Raw genomic sequence first — 19919 nt, 5'->3', positions numbered from 1 at the left:
TTACTATACGTAAATCAACAAATTAAATTGAAATGGAAAAAAAACGTATACACATCTTAGAGGATGATCAAGAGATTAGAAATGTGATTGAAATTTTATTGAAAGAGGAGGGATTTGAACTTCAACTTTCTTCATCATTTGCAGAATTGAAGAAGAATATTCAAGATGCAATGCCTGATCTTTTCTTATTGGATGTAATGTTGCCTGATGGAAATGGAGCGGAGATTTGTGGCGATTTAAAGAACGATATCTTTACAAAACATATTCCGATTATTGTAATGTCTGCACAGAATAATAGTGAGCAAAAAGCGATTGAAGCTTTGGCCGATGATTATATTAGTAAGCCGTTCGATATCTATGATGTATTGAAACGTATTAATGCACAAATAAAACGCAGCGAAGAAAACAGAACTATACAGGGTTAGTTTTTACAGCTAAAATATATTCAAAAAAGCTACATTTTTTAAAAAAAAATGTAGCTTTTTTTTTCGTTGGTGTTTTGAAGCATTTAATTCGGGGATTACATTAAGCGGAATTTACTCAATCATATCATCAGGATTGCTAAAGAAGTAATGCGGTCTAATTTCATCCTGAAATAACAGAATATATAGTTCGTAAATATTATATTTTGAATTTCAAATGCTTTTTTTCTCCGCAACCATTTGGTAAAGTTGCTCATTAACTATACCAGAAAATTCAAAAGCTTTGACTTTGATTGAGAGCATGTGTGCGTTGTGCCGAATCAAATTTTAAACTGTTCTTTATTCCAAAAAAGAGGAATGACATGTATTTAGTCGGAGATTTACATGTTTGGTTTAGGAGATTTTCACCTTATCTTTTTGTTTCGCTAGAATCCTTTGAAAAGGGAGCCTATGGGAATGCCGGATCCTTTTACACAAACAAAATGGTTTTTTCAGGTAAAATTTAAAATACAAATATCATTGATTCTATATCAAGACAATCAATAAGAAAAATGAATCTTATATCTGGTTCATTTCTGAACCCAAAAATCTAAAGGCAATCAGAGCGAGCGAGCCTTTAAACAGAAGGATACTGAAAAGGCGAAAATACTTTACATGATCTGCTCAATAGTATTCAACTAAGATAAAGGTTGACCAGATTTATTGTGCCAGAGGTGCTCTTGCTATTTTACAGATTGCAGGTGTTTCAATTGAAAAAATGCGCGTTATTACCGAATAAGAGAAATGCGGAAAGCGATCAATCAATTTATAAACTGCAGCTAAGTATTGTTGTATAATCTACGCTAAAATCCTTTTGTGTATTTTCATGCGATCTTCATATGTTTTGGATTTAGATTCGGAAAACAAAATATGCGATAACTCATGTATGATAGGATTTTACACCTATTCCTTTAAGATTTTATCCCCTTCAATTGCAGGCTTTGATATAGGTTTGTTACAACCAACAACTTTGTTTAACTAAACCAGAACGCTATGCCCAAAAACTACCTTTTGTAAACCAGGCCATTTGGATGCTTATCCAAAACATTCCTGAAGTTATGTAAGTGCGCACATAGGATAGAATGCTAAATTTTATTCATATGTCGTCCGTATTTGCCTAAACGACCAAATAATTAATCAACTAAACCAACAAACATGAAGAAAGTTTACTTCAAGCAACTCGTGCTTTTTGCACTTGTGGGGAATGCTATGTATCCGCAACTGTGTGAAGCCAAAAGATTATTTTCATCACACTGCTTAGCGAAAGCGACACCTTTAATATTTCAAAATGCAATAGAGGTTTCCGGTACCGTCAAGGATGTATATGGAAATCCATTATATGGTGTAAAAGTATCCGTAAAAGAAAATGGTGTTGATGCTTTAACAGATAAAAACGGAAAATACTCCATTAATGCTGAACCAGGCGAAGTCCTCGTTTTTATGCTTAACGGATACCTAATTAGAGAGGTTCAAATCGAAAACAACGTATTAAATGTAACACTGGCGGAGAGTCAAAAGCTAGAAGAACTTACGCCAATCTTATATGGTTATCAAAAACGATCTACCCAACTGCAATCAACGGCAACGGTTTACACACCTGATCTGGTTAAAGTACCGGTAGTCCAGATTAATAATGCACTAACTGGTAGATTAGCTGGTTTGTATACCTTACAGAGTAGTGGTAGGCCAGGGGCAGATGGCACGAGTTTAACCTTACGGGGAAGTACGCCTTTAGTACTTGTAAATGGTGTTCCAAGAGATTATCCGTCAATAGACCCGGAAGAAATAGAATCCGTTACCGTTTTGAAAGATGGCCTCTCAACTGTTATGCTTGGCCAACAAGCGTCTAACGGGGTGGTTTTGATTACCACCAGAAAAGGTGAAACCGGCAAACAACGTATATCTTTTACCGCACAGACCGGACTTCAAACACCTTCCAAATTGCCCAAACCTTTAGATGCTTATAATTATGCACGCCTTTATAATGAAGCACTGGCAAATGCAGGTCAAACTGCACGATACAGCAATGCCGACTTAGTCGCTTATAGAGATGGAACAGATCCTATTGGACATCCGGATGTTGATTGGTACGATACGATTCTAGAACCGAATGCAAAGTTTAGTCGATATAATTTAAACACCTACGGCGGTGGTAATTCGGCACGTTATTACGTTGGCCTTGATTATCTAGATCAAGGAGGGCTTTTTAAAACGGATGCAAATAATTCCTATAATACGAATTCAGATTATAAACGATATCTGGTGCGGTCTAACATTGATGTAGACATTACGCCCACTACATTTCTGAACCTCAACTTATTCGGACGTATACAAACAGGAAATCAGCCGGGAGGTGTTGTGGGAAGTTCGGCTACGTCGGCTGGGGTAGTTTCGGTTTCCAGTATTGGTGGAACAAGCAGTGTATTTAATCAATTAGCAACGACGCCTAATAATGCTTATCCGGTATACAACTCAAATGGGTCTTTAGGGGGAACTACTGATTATCAATATAATTTGTGGGGCGCAACTACTCAAACCGGTTATTACTTCAATACATCCAGAGATGTATCTGCTGATATATCCCTAAAAAAGATACTGGATAATATTACAAAAGGTCTGTGGTTTAAAGCGCTAGCTGCTTTTAATACCAGCGTATCAGAAAATATTGTCCGGATCAAACCTTTTTCCGTATACAAGGAAACTACCGTTGCCGGAGTAACTGCTTATCAGAAATTTGGAAACGACGCCGCACAAGGAAATTATTATTCCAATTCCGGGCAGATTAGAAATTTGTATGCAGATTTCTCCACGGGGTGGGATCGCAATTTCAGCAATCATGCTTTAGGTGCATTAATCAAACTTAATACTCAAAGTTACACTAGCGGTTCAACCCTACCATTGAATTATACCAATTTGGCGGGTAGATTCACCTATGATTACAAGGAAAAATATTTGGCTGAATTGGCACTCAGTTACAGTGGTTTGAATCGATATTCAAATAACAATCGTTTTGGATTATTTTATGGAGCCGGATTGGGTTGGAATCTGACTAAAGAGGATTTTCTTAAGGACAATAAATGGCTGAATAATCTCAAGATACGTGCAACATATGCCTATACCGGCAACGCTAATATTGGCTATTTTGTCTACAACCAGTATTATAGTGGAACTGGAAATGCCTATTTTTTCGGAACCACACCAGTAAATCCAGGGTCATATGAAGAACTTACTTTGGCCAATCCAAATGCTACATGGGAAAAAGCCAACAAAACCAATATCGGATTTGATGCCTCCATATTCAATAATCACCTTACACTAAGTGCCGATTATTTCAATAACAGGTACTTCGAGTTGATGCAAACCAGGGGTAGATCGATATCCTTGCTCGGCAATACGTACCCCCTGGAAAATATTGGAGTTAATAGGTATACCGGCGTGGAATTTGACTTGCGGTATAGTAACAATATAGGAAACTTTAACTACTTCGTTGCACCAAATGTATATTCTTTAAATAAGACCATTATTTATCAGGATGAAGTAGATCGAATGTATGAGTGGATGATACACACTGGCCAGAGTCAAGATCAGGTATTTGGCTACATAGCAGAGGGCCTATTTCAAACTCAACAAGAAATAAGCAACAGTGCAAAAATCCAGGGCTATAATCCAGTTCCTGGAGATATCAAATACAAAGATTTAAATGGAGATGGCATCATAAATGATCTCGATGTAACAGCTTTGAAAAATAATAAACCGATGTGGTATTATGGCGTAAACTTTGGTTTTAGCTACAAAGGCTTTGATTTTTCAGCTTTGATTCAAGGCGTCAGTAACAGATTTGTGTATGTTTCGGGAAACACGGTATGGGCGTTTCAAAATGGCGGTTTAGGACAAGCATTTGAACAAAATCTTGGTAGATGGACTGCTCAAACCGCCGCTACGGCAACACAGCCGAGACTTACAATTGGTTCTAACCCAAATAATGAAGCTGTATCTTCTTACTGGATGCACTCCGGAGATTATGCAAGACTTAAAAATATAGAAATCGGATATACCATTCCAAAACGTGTGACGTCAAAAATTGGTGTTTCGTCTGTCAGAATTTTTGTCAATGCAGTAAATGCGATCACAATTGCTGGATATAAAGAGATCGATCCAGAAATCTACGGCGCCAATTATCCGATGCTAAAAGTATTCAATGCTGGTTTAAATATCAACCTATAATCGAATCCATCATGAAAAAATATATATATTTATTGGTTATTTTATCGCTCATTTTGACTTTTGCCGCGTGCGAGAAGCCGAAATATGAAACTGAACCGGCGAGTCTGGGATTAGATTATGTATTTGATCCAACAGATTCTCTTGGTACAATCGCTCAACAATTTTTGACGGATATATACTCCTATCTACCAAATGGTTTCAATAGAATTAATAATAACGTATTGGATGCTGGGACTGATGATGCCATAAGTTCACAGCTTAGTAGTACGATTGAATATTTTGTAAATGGACGCATTTCTTCGATCACTACGGTCAATGACTCCTGGAACAATAATTATGAAGCCATTCGTAAGGTGAACGTTTTTTTGGCTAATGTAGATGTAGTTCCGCTTAAAGCTGTGGGATTAAAAGATTACTGGAAAGCTGAAGCGCGGCTTTTGCGGGCTTTTCAATATTTTGAATTGATTAAAAGGTATGGGGGAGTGCCATTAATTGGAGACCGTATTCTGACGATTAATGACAACCTTGAGCTTCCACGAAACAGTTATCAAGACTGTGTGAACTATGTAATTAGCGAATGTGATGCCCTTAAACCACTATTGCGTCCTGATCCTGTTTCCGATGCAGATTACGGAAGGCTTACCCAGGCCGTAGCAATGGCATTAAAGGCTCGGTTGCTCCTGTACGATGCAAGCCCACTTAATAATCCTTCTAATAATCTCTCCAAATGGGCGAATGCGGCAAAAGCTGCTAAAGATTTAATAGACTTAAATAAATTCAGTCTGGTTGCTAACTATCTTTCTGTTTTTACATCCAGAAAAAACACAGAAGTAATTTTAGGGTATCAGCGTGCTGTTACCTATGATGTGGAGACAAATAACTCGCCGGTTGGTTATACGGGTAATGTTGTGAGTTATGGGTATACCAGTCCAACACAGGAATTGGTGGATGCTTTTGAGATGAAGAACGGAAAGCAAATAAGTGATCCTACCTCCGGATATCTTGCAACAGATCCATATAGCAATCGCGATCCAAGGTTTTATCTAACTATTTTTCATAACAACATGCGGTGGCTCAATCGGTTAATTCAAACATATGAAGGCGGATTAGATAAACCCGGAAGTTCAGTGGTTACCCAAACCAGAACCGGTTACTACATGCGTAAGTTCATGGCCGACTTTTCCTCCTCTTCGGCATACAGTAATCAAACGCATAACTTTCCCATTTTTAGATATGCAGAAATACTGCTCAATTATGCGGAAGCACAAAATGAAGCCGTGGGTCCGGATGTGAGTGTTTATTCTGCAATTCAATTGATTCGACAGCGTGCTGGTTTAGTCCCTTATACCTTAAATTCAGGTTTAACCCAGTCACAAATGAGAGACATTATTCGTCATGAACGCAGAGTAGAAATGGCTTTTGAGGAACAGCGTTATTGGGATATTAGGCGATGGAAAATCGCAGAAAATGTTTTAAACGGAACCCTTCATGGTATGCAAATCACACGATCTGCTACCGGTGTGTTCAGCTATCTGCGATATGATGCCTTGTCGGTTTCATTCATTGCACCCAAGATGTATTGGTATCCAATTTCACTGACAGAAATAAGTAAAAACAGAAATCTGACCCAAAATCCGGGTTGGTAAGTCTTAAAAATTATTCATTCGATAACGTATTGTGTTATGCAAAATAAACTTATAAAACTAATGTTAATATGGGCCTTTCTGCCTTTGTTTTCGTTGGCTCAAACCAAGGTGATAAAAGGCGTAGTTGCTGAGAAAGCAGGTTCTATTCCGGGAGCCACCATCATTGAAAAAGGATTACAAAATAATGGAGTAGTTGCAGATGTGGAAGGTCGGTTTCAGATCACGCTGAAGGGAAGTAGTCAAGTACTCATTGTCCGGGCTGTCGGATATTTGAGCCAGGAAGTGAACGTGGCAGGTAAAACTAGCGTTCAGATAGAACTAATAGCGGATGCCAAAGGTTTGGAGGAAGTTGTAGTTGTTGGCTTTGGTCAACAAAAAAAAATTACAAATACCGGTGCAGTAAGTTCTATTAGTGCAAAGGAGATTCGACAAAACCCAACAGCGAGTATTCAAAATACCCTTGCAGGAAGGCTTCCGGGATTTACTGCACAACAAAGAACCGGACAGCCGGGCAAAGACGGGGCAACATTTTTTATTCGCGGAATAAGTACGTTTAACGGAAATACTTCACCATTGATTATTGTGGATGATGTAGAGTATAGTTACGATAAAGTAGCTCAGATTGATCCAAATGAAGTAGAAACCATATCGATTTTAAAAGATGCATCAACTACGGCGGTGTACGGGATTAAGGGTGCAAATGGGGTTTTGGTAATTACAACGAGGAGAGGACAAGCCGGCAGACCAAGTGTTAATTTACGACAAGAAGTTGCTCTTCAGGAATTGACTTTCAAACCTAATTTCTTGAATTCTTATGAATCTAAGTTACTATCAAATGAGTATTATCGAAATATAGGAGATACCAATAATAAATTCTTTGCATCTGAAGCAGATCTTGCTGCTTATAGAGATGGAACTGATCCTTATGGTCATCCGGATATTGACTGGTACTCAACTCTGTTCAATAAAAATTCTTTACAATCCCGAACCAATTTAGATTTCCAGGGTGGAACAGAAAGTGTCAAATATTTCGTATCCATGGGTTACCTGTGGCAAAATGGTATGGTAAAAGATTTTAGTGATGAGGAAGGTGGTTTTAACAATAACTATTATTATAAACGCTATAATTTCCGGTCAAATCTTGATATTCAAGCTACCAAAACTTTGAGTCTGCGGTTGGATCTTACCGGAAGGTTCGGAGAAACCAATGAGCCGATTACAAATAGTCCGAACGGAAACGGGTTGATCGGGGAAATATACAGCTATAGTTACCTGCCTTCGTGGGCTTACCCAATATACAATCCGGATGGTTCTTACGGATATAATCCTTTGTTGGCTGGAACCAATGTAGTTGGACGATTGGCATTATTGGGGTATAACCGGACTTTTGACAATGATTTAAATATTGTAACAAGTGCAAACCAAAAATTAAATTTCCTTACCGAAGGACTATCTGCAAAGGTATTGGTTTCCTATTCAAGTGCACAAAGTTATTCCCAAGGGTTAAGCAGAAGCTCATTCCCAATGTATTACTATAATCCTGATACCCAAATCTACCTGCCAAGAGATGCGACATTGTATCGTATTCCTTACCTAGCCAGTAGCTACAGCAATACGAGTATTTACAGAACAATCAATGTTCAGGGCGCTCTTAATTGGGATCGCACGTTCGGCCAACACCATTTATATGGTTTAGCTTTACTGAATCAGAATAGCGCAATAACTTCAACCACGGTAACAAATGACGGTCCTGGTATTGCCACAAACTCAAGAGGGGTTACTTTTAGAACTGGTTATGATTTCAAAAGAAAATATCTGTTTGAATTCAACGCTGCGTACAATGGAACCGATCGCTTTGTCGGTACTAAAAAATTCGGGTGGTTTCCTGCTGTTTCCGCGGGATGGAATGTCGCTGAGGAAAAATTTTTTTCCAATAACTTAAAGTTTATAGACTTATTTAAAATCAGAGGATCTTACGGTATCGTTGGATCAGATGGTATTGGAGGGGCTTATCAATATGAACAGACCTATAGTTACAATTCAAACTATTCCTTTGGAACGACAAGCACTACCTATAACGGAATTATGGAAGGTACGCTCGGCAACTCCGAAGTAACATGGGAAAAGGAAAAAAAGATGAATATTGGCTTTGATATGAATCTTTTTAAAGGAAAAGTAACCATTACAGCTGATTATTTCAACAACGACCGGTACGATATATTGACCACCAGGGCAAGCGTTCCAAATACGATCGGTATTGGTTTACCTCCAGTAAATCTGGGACGCGTGAATAATAGGGGATTTGATGGTGAAATTGGGTTTAATGGAAAATACAATGATTTCAATTTTGGTATCCGAGGTACTTTTTCCTATGCCAAGAACAAAATTCTGTATATGGATGAAGCACAGCCAAGCTATCCTTGGCTTGCCAGTACGGGACAGTCTATCGGGCAGTATTTCGGCTGGCATGCAATTGGTTTTTATACACAGACGGAAATTAACGACCCTTCAGTTGCAAAACCAACCACTGCAGTGATGGCCGGCGATTTAAAATATGAGGATCTGAATGGTGATGGCATTATCAATGACTATGACAAAGGTGTAATCGGACAGCCCAATCTTCCCAACACCACCTATGGCGCAAATTTCAACTTCGGGTATAAAGGATTCAGTTTAAATCTTTTCTTTCAGGGCGCATATGGATATAGCATGCGTTTTCACTCCGAAACGATTGTTCCGATGAGCAGTAATTTTCAGGAAATTCATTTGCAACGTTGGACACCGGAAACCGCTGAAACAGCACAGTTCCCCAGACTTAATAATACCTTAACCAATTGGCCAAGCGTAACCAATAATTTTTCAGATTTCTGGACCCGAGATTCCTATTACTTACGGTTGAAAACGGCCGAAATTAGCTATCAACTGCCCAATTCGATTTCCAAAAGATTAAAAGTTAAAGGCATCCGTATATATGCAAACGGAAACAATCTAATTACCTGGACGAATGTAAATAAATTCTATCAGGTAGATCCGGAAGCGGGAAATAGTACCACATCTGTATATGGAGTTTACCCAACTCAAAGGGTATATAATTTTGGTTTAAACGTTAATTTTTAATACAGGAAGAGATGAAAATAAAATCAATTCTAGTGGTAATCAGCGCAATAGTGTTGATCACGGTTTCTTGCAAAAAAGGCGATAGTTTTTTGGATAAAAAAAATACAAATACTTTAAATGAGACTACAACGTTTGCAGATAGCGCAAATACGATGGCTTTTTTAACACGAATCTATGTTAACGTAGGTTTTCTATTTCCGTACTCGTACCATGCTGCGGGAGGTAGTGCTGTAATTGCCGATGAAGCGGCATCTGGTTATTATAACGGAGCACAAAATTCTGCTGTAATGTGTGCATTGGGAACTCTGGGCGCTACTTCTACTAATGCAGAATTTGCAAATATGTGGAAAACGCCCTATGAAAATATTAGACGTGTAAACGTTTTGCTAAAAAATATAGGAAACTCACCGCTTAGTGCTGCGAAGAAAAAATTAGTTATTGCTGAATCTCGCTTTCTAAGGGCGTGGTACTATTTTTTGCTCGTGCGTACGTATGGTGGCGTTCCTCTTTTAGGAGATAAGGTTTACGACATAACAGAAGATTTCAGCATAGAACGATCCAGTTATTCCGATTGTGTAAATTATATTGTTTCAGAATGTGATGCTGCTAAAATTGATCTGCCTACCTTTCGCGCACAGCCCGCTGAAGATTACGGAAGAGTAACACAAGGCGCATGCATGGGCTTAAAGTCTAGAATGTTGCTGTATGCAGCCAGTCCACTTTTTAATGGTGGACAATATGCGGCGTCAGGAACGGTTCGTGATGCTACAGGCTACTCCTCATATGATCGAGAACGTTGGAACAAAGCGGCTCAAGCAGCTCTGGATGTTATAAACACAGGACAATATGCATTGTATGAAGACAATACAACGCGACTGGGTTATGGCTTTTACCGTACATTCCACATTCGTTATAATAATGAATATTTATTTGGCGCCATGCGTGGTAATCAACGTGAGTTCGAAACCTATTTGCTGCCTCCAACCAGAAGCGGCTATTACTATCATGTGGCCAGTCAGAATTTAGTAGATGCATTTCCAATGGCGAATGGTTTGCCTATTACAGATCCGGCGTCTGGTTATTCAGAAAATAATCCTTATGTAAACCGCGACCCAAGGTTTGGAAATTCCATTATTTACAACGGCGCATTGTGGTACCTGTCATCTGCAAATGCTGATCGGGAGGTGTATACCTACGTTGGTTCGGGTACTGCCGATGCCGTAGGTGCCAGTATAGCTTATAGCACAGGTTATTTCGATCGTAAAATGTTGTTAGAAGGCAGTGCGGGTAATACGGAAAGATGCTGGCCGTTAATTCGCTATGCTGAAATTCTGTTAAATTATGCTGAGTCTGTCAATGAATATTCTGGGCCAACTGCAGAGGTATATAATACGTTAAAAATCATCCGTAAACGTGCAGGAATATTACCTGGTACAGACGGAAATTATGGATTGAAAACTGGAATCACCCAAGAACAGATGCGTGCAATTATACAAACCGAGCGTCAAATAGAGCTGGCATTTGAGGAACATAGGATGTGGGATGCAAGGCGATGGAAAATTGCCGATGTTGTCTTTACTAAGCCGACAGGAGGGATGCGGATAACAAAAATAGGAAATACCTACACCTATACGAGATTCGATGTTCGTCCGCATGCTTTTCCAAAACAATTTGGATTATTTCCGATTCCGGAAGCTGAAATTGCTAAGAACGTAAAATTGATTCAGAATGCAGGTTGGTGACAAGTAAGCGCTTATTTACAAGATGGTTACAGATATGGTTTTGGGGATATCCTTTAGATTCAAATAAGTGCATAGCCAACTGAAATATAACAAAAAATGCCATCCAATTGGGTGGCATTTTTTGTTAAGCGGAAAGCGAGGGATTCGAACCCCCGGACCTGTTACAGTCAACAGTTTTCAAGACTGCCGCATTCGACCACTCTGCCAGCTTTCCGGAGGCAAAAGTACAAACTCCGGCGTAATCTGCAAATAGCGAAATGCTTTTTTTTATATAAAATTTATAATTGCTTAACACACAGGTAGAAAAAATTATTTTCCTTTGTCTTTGTCGTTTTTTTCAAGTGGTTTTTTAAACAAATTGAAGTTTGTTCTGATAATTTTTACACTGCGTTTGCTTACATCAACGCTTGCGTTTAGCTCAAAACCGATCAAAAGTATCAGTGAATTTAGGTATAACCAGATCATCACAACAATTAGGGTACCTATAGAACCATACACTTTATTGTATCGGGCAAAGTGGTTAATGTAGTATGAAAATCCCCAGATAGTTAAAAAGGCTAGAATGGTAGCCAACCATGCGCCAGCGCTAAAAAGTTTCCACTTGTTGGCATGCGATGGTCCGTATCGATATAAAATAGAAATGGTGATAAAATATAAGGCTGCAAGTAAAGTCCATCGGGTAAGTTGAATGGCATAAACAGACCAACTATCTCTAATGTGTAATTCATTTTTCAGATGGTTTAACAGTACTTCGCCTAAAGCCATTGCACTTATGCAGATGATAATCGAAATACAAATCGTCATGGTAAGCGCAAGTGCAATCAAACGCTGCTTAACCCAGCTTCTGGTTTCCGTTACCAATGATGATTTGTTAAAAGCCTTCATCAGGTTTTTAACACCATTTGTGGCGAAAAAAATAGCCGATAGAAACCCGAAAGAAAGTAGACGCCCATTCTGATTTTTTACAATATCTTTCAACGTAGTTTCAAAGGCTTCGTATGCATTGTGTGGTAAAACCAATTCAATTAATCCTAATAGCTGATCCTGAAAATTATTGATCGGGATAAAGGGAATTAAGGTGAAAAGGAAAATAATTCCTGGAAATATGGCCAGCATAAAGCTATAAGCTAATGAAGACGATTTATTAACCAGGGATTCTTTCCCGATCTCGCGGAAAAAAAAAGTAGCAACCGTATACAATGGCAACGGACTAAAACCAGGCAGAACACAACTTTTGCTCCACTCGATAAATTTCGAATAAAACCTAAATTGTAATAATTGCCTGTGTACCCATTCCATTGAAATTAAATAAAGTGTTTGCGTACGCCATCCATAAAGTTGGTGGGCGGATGGCAAGGCCTGCGTGTTTGTTTATCTACAAAAACCAATGTAGTTTTTCCAATATTTATCAGTTGCTCTGCTTCGTTATAAATTTCATATTCCACATATAGGCGCACTGTGGGCAATTCTTTTACGATAGATTTAACAGTTAAAACCTGGTTGTAAAATGCAGGTTTAAGGTATTTAGATTGAAGTTCCAAAATCGGCAACATGACGCCGTCGGCTTCCATAGATTCATAAGTAATACCAGAACAGGCTTCAAAACATTCTGTACGCGCAATTTCATAATATTCTGCATAATTGCCGTGATATACGACGCCCATTTGGTCGGTTTCGGCATAACGCACCTTAACCTTCGTTTCGTGAATAAACATGTTATTTGAAAATATTTCTCTTATTTAAGGCTTCTCTGTATTTTTTTGCATTAATCTCGTGTTCTGCTTTGGTTTCTGCAAAGTTATGGTAACCCGAAAAATCATCCTTCGCACACATATAAATATAATTGTTTTGATCGCGGTTCAATACTGCGTCAATAGCAGCAATACTTGGCATCATAATAGGGCCAGGAGGCAAACCAGCGTATTTGTATGTATTGTATGGAGATTGAACCTGCAACAGTTTTCCGGTTACACGTTTCACAGTAAAATCATCATTTGCAAAAATTACTGTCGGATCGGCTTGCAATAAAATTCCTTTATTTAAACGGTTTAAATACAATCCGGCAATAATGGGCATTTCTTTATCAAATAAAGCCTCTGCATCTACAATAGATGCCAGTGTATACACTTGAATTTGGTTTAGGTTTAAACTGGTTGCTTTTTGTTTGCGTTCATCTGTCCAAAATTTATCATATTCTTTATGCATACGCTCAAAAAACTCTTCAGGGGCAATGTTCCAATACATCTCATATGTATTTGGGATAAACATGGTGTAAACATTGTCTGTATTAAAGCCGTATTTAGAAATGAGCGTGGTACTGTCCAGTACGTGGATAAATTGCAATGAATCCGCTTCGAGATTATTTGCCAGATAAGCTGCAAAATTTTCTTTTTTACGGATATTCTGAAATTTCAACTTCACAGGGTCTTGATTTCCAGCTTTGATCATGTTAATTAAACCCCGATTGGTCATTCCAACTTTAACCCGATACCTGCCGGGTTTAATATTGTTCGCAAGATCCATTTTGCCTGCTGCACGCTCAAATGCCGGAACGCTTTTAAGGATGTTTTTCGCTTCAAGATTTTTGATCAAAGCATTGTAATCGCTTCCTGTACGGACATACAGATATTTTTGATTGCCTGTAATATTTGCTGCAAAATAAGTTTTATATAAATCAAGTGCAAAGTAGCCAGCTACTAAAATCACGACAATAGTGATGATGATGGCTATTTTTTTGCCTGTACTGGTACTGTTTTTTTCTGCGTCAGTCATTTTATTTATGTCTGTAAATTTTTCTACTGTTTATTAGATAAGGTTACATTAATTCTGGTTCCTAAAGCTACTTTACTTACAGAATCTGTAGGCATTGGATCTTGTTTGGTGATTATAGCATTTGCGCTATCGGTTATCTGACCTTCATATATAAGCGTGCCGAGGCTAAGCATAGAACCTTTCAAACTAAATTTAGCTTCATCAATTGTTAAGCCAAGTAATTGCGGTACATCAACTTCTTCATTTCCGCGGCCATCCCCCAAAACCAGGTTAATTCTAGAACCTACTGGTATAATATCTCCAGCTTTAATTTCCTGGCCACCAAAACTGGCTTCTAGCACTACATCTCTGCTTACATCTGGCTTGTACGTGGTATCGCCCAGTTTTAATCGCGAACTTTCAATAATGGCCTGCGCTTCGCGAAGGGTTTTGAAAGCAATATCCGGAAATTTAGTATTCGGTGTTTTGCCCGCATTAATGGTCAGATAAATGGTTCGGTTGTCTTTTACAAAAGTATTTGGATCGGGGTCTTGATCAATCACAATCCCGGCAGGCTGATCCATAATAAATACAGAATCTACTTCATATTTTAAACCGGCATCTTCCAGTTTTTTCACTGCATCTTCAAAAGAGAGCCCTTTAACCATTGGCACATTTAAACCTTCGCCGTGTTTGGTGTAATACCTTAAACTGAAAAAAGCAATAAGTAAAAGTACCACTACGGTTATTGCTGCGGCTAAAATGTTGTTCCTGAAGGATTTGGTTTTTAAGTAATCAATAAATTTAGACATGAATATTAAATTCGGGGGTTTATGCAAACAAATTCAAATGTAGTCAATAATGCTTAATTGAAGGAATAATCGCTGTAGTGGCATTTTTTGTAGCTTAAACACCTAAACGTTACAATTGTTCATTCCTGTACAATATCAATCAAAATTAAACTTTGCACAAAGATATTTATATTTTTGGGGATATATTTAAACTTCAATTCTATTTATAAAAGAGGATTTTTAACATGAAAAAAACAATTGCATTGTTAACTGGCGGAACTACGGGAGAGTGGGTTGTCTCCGTAAAAAGTGCTGCTACCATTGCCCAGAATTTAGATGCCGATTTGTATGATGTGTACAAAATTATGGTTAACGATAAAGGTTGGTTTTATGAACCTGCAGATTCTGTAAAAGTTGAAGTAGATAAAAACGATTTCTCATTAAACATTAAAGGCAAAAAAATTAAGTTCGATGGCGCATTTATTGTTATTCATGGATCACCGGGAGAGGATGGAAAGCTACAGGGATATTTTGATATGATGGATGTTCCGTACACCACTTGCGATGCAATGACTTCTGCAATTACGATGAATAAAGCATATACAAAGGCCATTGTTGATGGGATTGAACATTTGAATGTAGCTAAATCTGTTCAGCTTTTTTCTGGCGATCCAGATAACGCAAGCCTGGTAAGATCAAAATTGAAACTCCCTTATTTCGTTAAGCCAAATAATGGCGGCAGCAGTATCGGAATGACTAAAGTAAAGCACACCAATGATCTCGACAATGCATTGCAAAAGGCTTTTAAAGAAGATAGACAGATTTTGGTAGAAGAGTTTATCAGTGGGCGCGAGTTTTCTGTTGGTGTTTTTAAAGCAGATGGAAAAATTACCGTTTTGCCTGCAACTGAAGTTATCCCCGCCAATGAATTTTTTGATTTTGAAGCCAAATATACGCCCGGCGCAACTGAAGAAATTACACCAGGCCGCATGTCTGATGAAGAATGGAAACGCGTGCAACAAGTAGTTGCAGATGTTTATCAAAAATTGAACTGCAGAGGCGTTGTGCGTGTAGATTATTTCCTTCAGGAAGAAACAGGTAACTTCTATTTTATTGAAATTAATACCATCCCCGGACAAACCGCAACCAGTTTTATTCCACAACAAGTGGCTGCTATGGGTTTAACTTTAAAAGAATTTTATACACGTTTGCTGAAAGAAACGATCGGATAGGAAAGGAAAAGTTTGGAGTAAAAAGGTTAGAAAGCAGAAATCAAGCTAAGTATTTCAAACTTGAAAAATAAGACGGATTTTATTTTCAACGACAAGCCGACTGAATGCTCTTCGCTAATTGCTCTCCGCTCTTCCGCTTCAGGCCAAAAAATTATGGATATCGAAAAATTTATAGACCAGGGATTTCGGGTTAAAGAGTATCCAAAAGATGCTGTTGTGTACGCACCCGGAATGAAACCGCGTTTTGTGTATTTTATACAAAGTGGCGAAATCCGAATGGTTACCGTAAGTGAAGATGGAAAAGAATTTATTCAGGGCATTTTCAAATCTGGAGATTACTTTGGCGAGCCTGCATTAATTTTAGATAAACCTTATCTGGCCTATACCATCGTAAATAAAGCAACGAAGATTGTTCCCGTTGCCAGGAAAGATTTCTTCGCGATGATAAAAGCGCACCCCGATTTTAGTTTAGATTTAATCCGTACGCTTAGCGATCGTTTATTTTATAAATCCATGATGCTGGAAGAGCTGGCAAATGAGAAAGCAGAACATCGGCTCAGCACAATTATCCGACATTTAGCGGAGCCATTAAAAGACGGAGAAGTACTTGATGTAACGCGGCAGGATTTAGCAGACATGACCGGCTTACGTGTAGAAACTGTAATCCGTGCAATCAAGACAATGGCCCTGCACAAAACGATCAAATTACGCAAAGGAAAAATTCTTAAATAAGATTTGACCTCGATATGATATAGATCATAAACCATTACGCTGCGAGGTGCTAACTTTGTTGCATGAATACAATCACTATGGCAGAATTATCTAAATTTCAGGCTTTCGTTCAGTGTAAATGTCCGCGTTGCCGCAAAGGCGAGATTTTTACAGGTAATGCTTATTCATTTAAAGTGCAAAAAACAAACATCAACTGCCCGCATTGTAATTTGAAATTTGAACGTGAACCCGGATTTTTCTACGTTGCCATGTTTGTGAGCTACGCGATGAATGTAGCCGAAATTATCAGTATTGGCGTGGCGGCTTATGTGCTTGGTTTGCCTTTGGTTTACGAAAACCTTTGGTATTATGTAGGCTTAATTTTGTTTGGCGTGTTGCTGTGTTCTCCATTTAACTACCGCTACTCGCGTGTAATTCTTTTGCACTATCTTACTCCAGGTTTGCATTATATCCCTGGTAGTGGCGATTCTAAATAAGCCAATTCTGTTATTGTGGATTTCCAATTAACTTCAGAAGAATTTGGTTTTATTCTTAGCGTAAACCTCGTGGAACCCTCCTTTATTCTATGTTCAGCGGAATAAAAAGTCTTAAATTTACAGAACATAAGATAAAGGTGATTTCCTCAAGTGTTTTAGGGATAATTACATAATCGATCTGCTTTTTACAATTTATCCAGTTTAAAATATCCCAAATGGATTTCATCCTCTACTGGCGCAGCTGCAGGAGAGATATTTAACACGTACCGTTGTTTAAATTCTGGCGAAAGGATATCTTCAATCCGATAAATATCGTCTACATCTATTCCGTACTTTTCATCAATATGAGAATTGGCACCTTTAATAGAATTTGCCTTAAAAAAGACCGTTTTTTTTGAATGCTGCACCGCAGTTGCCCGATCAGTTTGTACTGTAAGAATAGTATGATGCTGTTCTTCCAGTTTTTGATGCTGATAACCACCAAGATTTATAAAAAAAAGCTTATGCTCGGTGTCGGTTTCAGTTGCGGCACGTTCATTTACTGTAATTTGATATCCTTCTACAAAATTTACTTCCCGCCAGCCATCAATATGTATGCTTGCTCCGGCTTCTGGCCAGAACTTCTTAATGTGCGGAACTAAATCTTTCAGTTCATATCCAATCCCGAAAAAATAATCATGCTGTTCTACATTTCTTGCAGGTGCTTTAGAGCCCAAAAGTAATTGAAAGAGTTTTAAATTTTGTGTTTGATGATTTTTGATGCTATCCATTTACATAAAAACTTTTCAGGATACAACACGATACATCGAAATTGGTTTCTACAGATTTCGAGAAGTATTACTACGCCATTTATGGATTGTCAAAACAATTTTTCTAAAAAGTGATTTAAGCTATACGATCACTTGAATATGAATAACCACTACAAAAGCAATATTTTAAACAATTCCAATCAACGCATAGCCATTTTAGGTGGCGGGCCGAGCGGTTTATTTATGTTAAAGAGATTTATAGAATCTGGCTTGCGCGGCATTTCTATTGATATTTTTGAGCGAAAAAACACACTTGGAATGGGAATGCCTTACAGTTTGGAAGGCGCAAATGAGGAGCATATTACCAACGTTTCTGATAATGAAATTCCGCGAATTGTAGAACATATTCAGGATTGGGTTTACAAAGCGCCAGAAGCAGTATTGTCTCGTTTTAACATTGTTCCGGAAAAATTTAATGAATACAAAGTACTGCCACGGTTATTTTTCGGCGAGTATTTGTCTGCTCAATTTGCGGAATTGCGCGATCAGGCTGAAGAACTTGGCATTCCTGTTCAGATTCATTTGCAATCTAATGTTTTGGATGTGAAAGATGATCCAGAACATAAGCAGATTAGGGTATGTATTGAAGGTGAAGCAGATGTCTTTTTTGATCGGGTTATAGTATGTACCGGTCACAACTGGCCAAAAAAAAATGAAGACAAAGTAGCAGGCTATTTTGATTCACCTTATCCGCCAAAGAAACTTGCGAAAGCGGTCAATCATCCGGTAGGGATTAAAGGTGCATCTTTGACTGCAATAGATGCTGTGCGGACGCTCGCCAGAAATAATGGCCATTTTTATGAAGGAAACGACGGAGAACTTTATTACGCTTTGCATGAAGCAAGTTCCGCTTTTAAACTGGTTATGCATTCCAGAAACGGACTTTTGCCGGCAATTCGTTTTCATCTTGAAGATTCCCATCTTGGCAAAGATGAAACATTAAGTAGGCAAGAAATTGATGATTTTGCCAGAAAAAATGGAGGTTTTGTTTCATTGGATTATTTGTTTGAGCACAACTTTAAGCAACTGTTTATAGAGAAAAGGCCCGAATTTTTTGAGCAGATTAAAGATTTGACAATCGAAGAATTTGTTGATGCAATGATGCATTACCGCGAGAAAGGTGATCCCTTTGAATTGTTTAAAAAGGAATATGCAGAGGCCGAAAAATCTATAGCGCAACGTACCTCTATATATTGGAAGGAAGTATTGGCTGTATTGAGTTTTACGATGAATTATCCCGCTAAATATCTTCCGGCAGAAGATATGATCCGGCTGCAAAAAGTATTGATGCCGTTAATTTCTTTGGTGATTGCATTTGTACCTCAAAGCTCCTGCAGGGAATTAATGGCTTTAAACAATGCCGGTATTCTTACGCTGGTTGCTGTTGGAGAGGATAGTGAAATTGTTCCGCAACCAAATGGTGGCGTAAATTATGTATACACATCAGAATCTGGTGAAAATATAACGCAGCATTTTGAAACTTTTGTAGATTGTGTTGGCCAGCCACATCTTTCTATAGATGATTTTCCTTTTAAAAGTTTGATAAATCAAGGCGCCATCAGCTCCGCTACTTTACGTTTCAAAAATCAAGACTTTGGGCGCTCAGAAATGGAAAAGGGCAATAAAAAGGTAAAGCAAAATGATGAAGGCGTATATGTATTGTCTGTTCCCGGCATTACCATTAATGATTATTTCGAAGTTGTAGATGAAAAAGGAGAGGCCAATAACCGCATTTATATTCTTGCTGTACCTTATATTGGCGGTTTCAACCCCGATTACTCCGGAATTGATTTTTGCGAAGCTGCTTCGGCTTCTGTAATCGATCGTTTGCTTCAAACTGAAAAAAAACAAAAGATTTAAGCTGATCTTTATGTAGTTTTTGATGAAAAAAACTAATAGGATTTAGTTTTTTCCTTATTAAGTATAATTTTCAACCCA

The 19919-nt window shown here is 38.2% G+C and carries 14 protein-coding genes and 1 tRNA gene; 9 read left to right on the top strand and 6 right to left on the bottom strand.

What is annotated here, in order from left to right; translation table 11 throughout:
* Positions 1-32 precede the first annotated feature (32 nt).
* From ACJVDH_RS12015 to ACJVDH_RS11995, 5 genes are all read left to right on the top strand, one after another.
* Entirely contained in the window at positions 33-425 is a 393-nt protein-coding gene (locus ACJVDH_RS12015; RefSeq protein WP_443943645.1) for a response regulator transcription factor, read from the top strand.
* 1191 nt (positions 426-1616) lie between these two features.
* Positions 1617-4685, top strand: a complete 3069-nt coding sequence (locus ACJVDH_RS12010; protein ID WP_443943644.1) for a SusC/RagA family TonB-linked outer membrane protein — start codon at positions 1617-1619, stop codon at positions 4683-4685.
* Between the two features lie 11 nt (positions 4686-4696).
* Positions 4697-6331: a RagB/SusD family nutrient uptake outer membrane protein gene (locus tag ACJVDH_RS12005; RefSeq protein ID WP_443943643.1), complete on the top strand. Its 1635-nt coding sequence runs from the start codon at positions 4697-4699 to the stop codon at positions 6329-6331.
* 36 nt (positions 6332-6367) lie between these two features.
* Positions 6368-9448 carry a SusC/RagA family TonB-linked outer membrane protein gene (locus ACJVDH_RS12000; protein ID WP_443943642.1) on the top strand — a complete coding sequence of 1027 codons (3081 nt, stop codon included), beginning with the start codon at positions 6368-6370 and terminating at the stop codon, positions 9446-9448.
* An 11-nt stretch (positions 9449-9459) separates the two neighbouring features.
* Positions 9460-11190, top strand: coding sequence for a RagB/SusD family nutrient uptake outer membrane protein (locus tag ACJVDH_RS11995; protein ID WP_443943641.1), 1731 nt, complete (start codon positions 9460-9462; stop codon positions 11188-11190).
* Between the two features lie 129 nt (positions 11191-11319).
* On the opposite strand, the gene ACJVDH_RS11990 is transcribed toward ACJVDH_RS11995, so the two are convergent.
* The 5 genes from ACJVDH_RS11990 to ACJVDH_RS11970 form a co-directional block, all read right to left on the bottom strand.
* A tRNA-Ser gene (locus ACJVDH_RS11990) sits at positions 11320-11404 on the bottom strand.
* Positions 11405-11499: 95 nt separating this feature from the next.
* Positions 11500-12489 carry a YihY/virulence factor BrkB family protein gene (locus ACJVDH_RS11985; RefSeq protein ID WP_443943640.1) on the bottom strand — a complete coding sequence of 330 codons (990 nt, stop codon included), beginning with the start codon at positions 12487-12489 and terminating at the stop codon, positions 11500-11502.
* A gap of 5 nt (positions 12490-12494) precedes the next feature.
* On the bottom strand, positions 12495-12905 hold the full coding sequence (locus ACJVDH_RS11980) for an acyl-CoA thioesterase (protein WP_443943639.1): 411 nt from the start codon (positions 12903-12905) through the stop codon (positions 12495-12497).
* A 1-nt stretch (position 12906) separates the two neighbouring features.
* Positions 12907-13962: an endolytic transglycosylase MltG gene (gene mltG / locus ACJVDH_RS11975; RefSeq protein WP_443943638.1), complete on the bottom strand. Its 1056-nt coding sequence runs from the start codon at positions 13960-13962 to the stop codon at positions 12907-12909.
* Between the two features lie 23 nt (positions 13963-13985).
* Positions 13986-14753, bottom strand: coding sequence for a PASTA domain-containing protein (locus ACJVDH_RS11970; RefSeq protein WP_443943637.1), 768 nt, complete (start codon positions 14751-14753; stop codon positions 13986-13988).
* 224 nt (positions 14754-14977) lie between these two features.
* Here ACJVDH_RS11970 and ACJVDH_RS11965 point away from each other — a divergent pair, with 224 nt between their 5' ends.
* The 3 genes from ACJVDH_RS11965 (at position 14978) to ACJVDH_RS11955 (ending at position 17172) form a co-directional block, all read left to right on the top strand.
* The gene (locus tag ACJVDH_RS11965; RefSeq protein WP_443943636.1) at positions 14978-15964 is read left to right on the top strand and encodes a D-alanine--D-alanine ligase; all 987 of its coding nucleotides are present in this window, start codon (positions 14978-14980) and stop codon (positions 15962-15964) included.
* A gap of 153 nt (positions 15965-16117) precedes the next feature.
* Positions 16118-16696: a Crp/Fnr family transcriptional regulator gene (locus ACJVDH_RS11960; RefSeq protein ID WP_443943635.1), complete on the top strand. Its 579-nt coding sequence runs from the start codon at positions 16118-16120 to the stop codon at positions 16694-16696.
* A gap of 77 nt (positions 16697-16773) precedes the next feature.
* The gene (locus tag ACJVDH_RS11955; RefSeq protein WP_443947623.1) at positions 16774-17172 is read left to right on the top strand and encodes a DUF983 domain-containing protein; all 399 of its coding nucleotides are present in this window, start codon (positions 16774-16776) and stop codon (positions 17170-17172) included.
* 185 nt (positions 17173-17357) lie between these two features.
* Here the strand turns inward: ACJVDH_RS11955 and ACJVDH_RS11950 are convergent, their stop codons facing one another.
* A complete protein-coding gene (locus ACJVDH_RS11950; RefSeq protein ID WP_443943634.1) occupies positions 17358-17942 on the bottom strand; it encodes a DUF1543 domain-containing protein in 585 nt (194 codons plus the stop codon).
* A 138-nt stretch (positions 17943-18080) separates the two neighbouring features.
* On the opposite strand from ACJVDH_RS11950, the gene ACJVDH_RS11945 reads away from it, so the two are divergent.
* Positions 18081-19841, top strand: a complete 1761-nt coding sequence (locus ACJVDH_RS11945; RefSeq protein ID WP_443943633.1) for an FAD/NAD(P)-binding protein — start codon at positions 18081-18083, stop codon at positions 19839-19841.
* Positions 19842-19919 lie beyond the last annotated feature (78 nt).

The organism is Pedobacter terrestris (assembly GCF_052343045.1).
Lineage (GTDB): Bacteria > Bacteroidota > Bacteroidia > Sphingobacteriales > Sphingobacteriaceae > Pedobacter.
The sequence above is the reverse complement of the archived record's forward strand: the minus strand, read 5'-3'. Positions and strand labels throughout refer to the sequence as shown.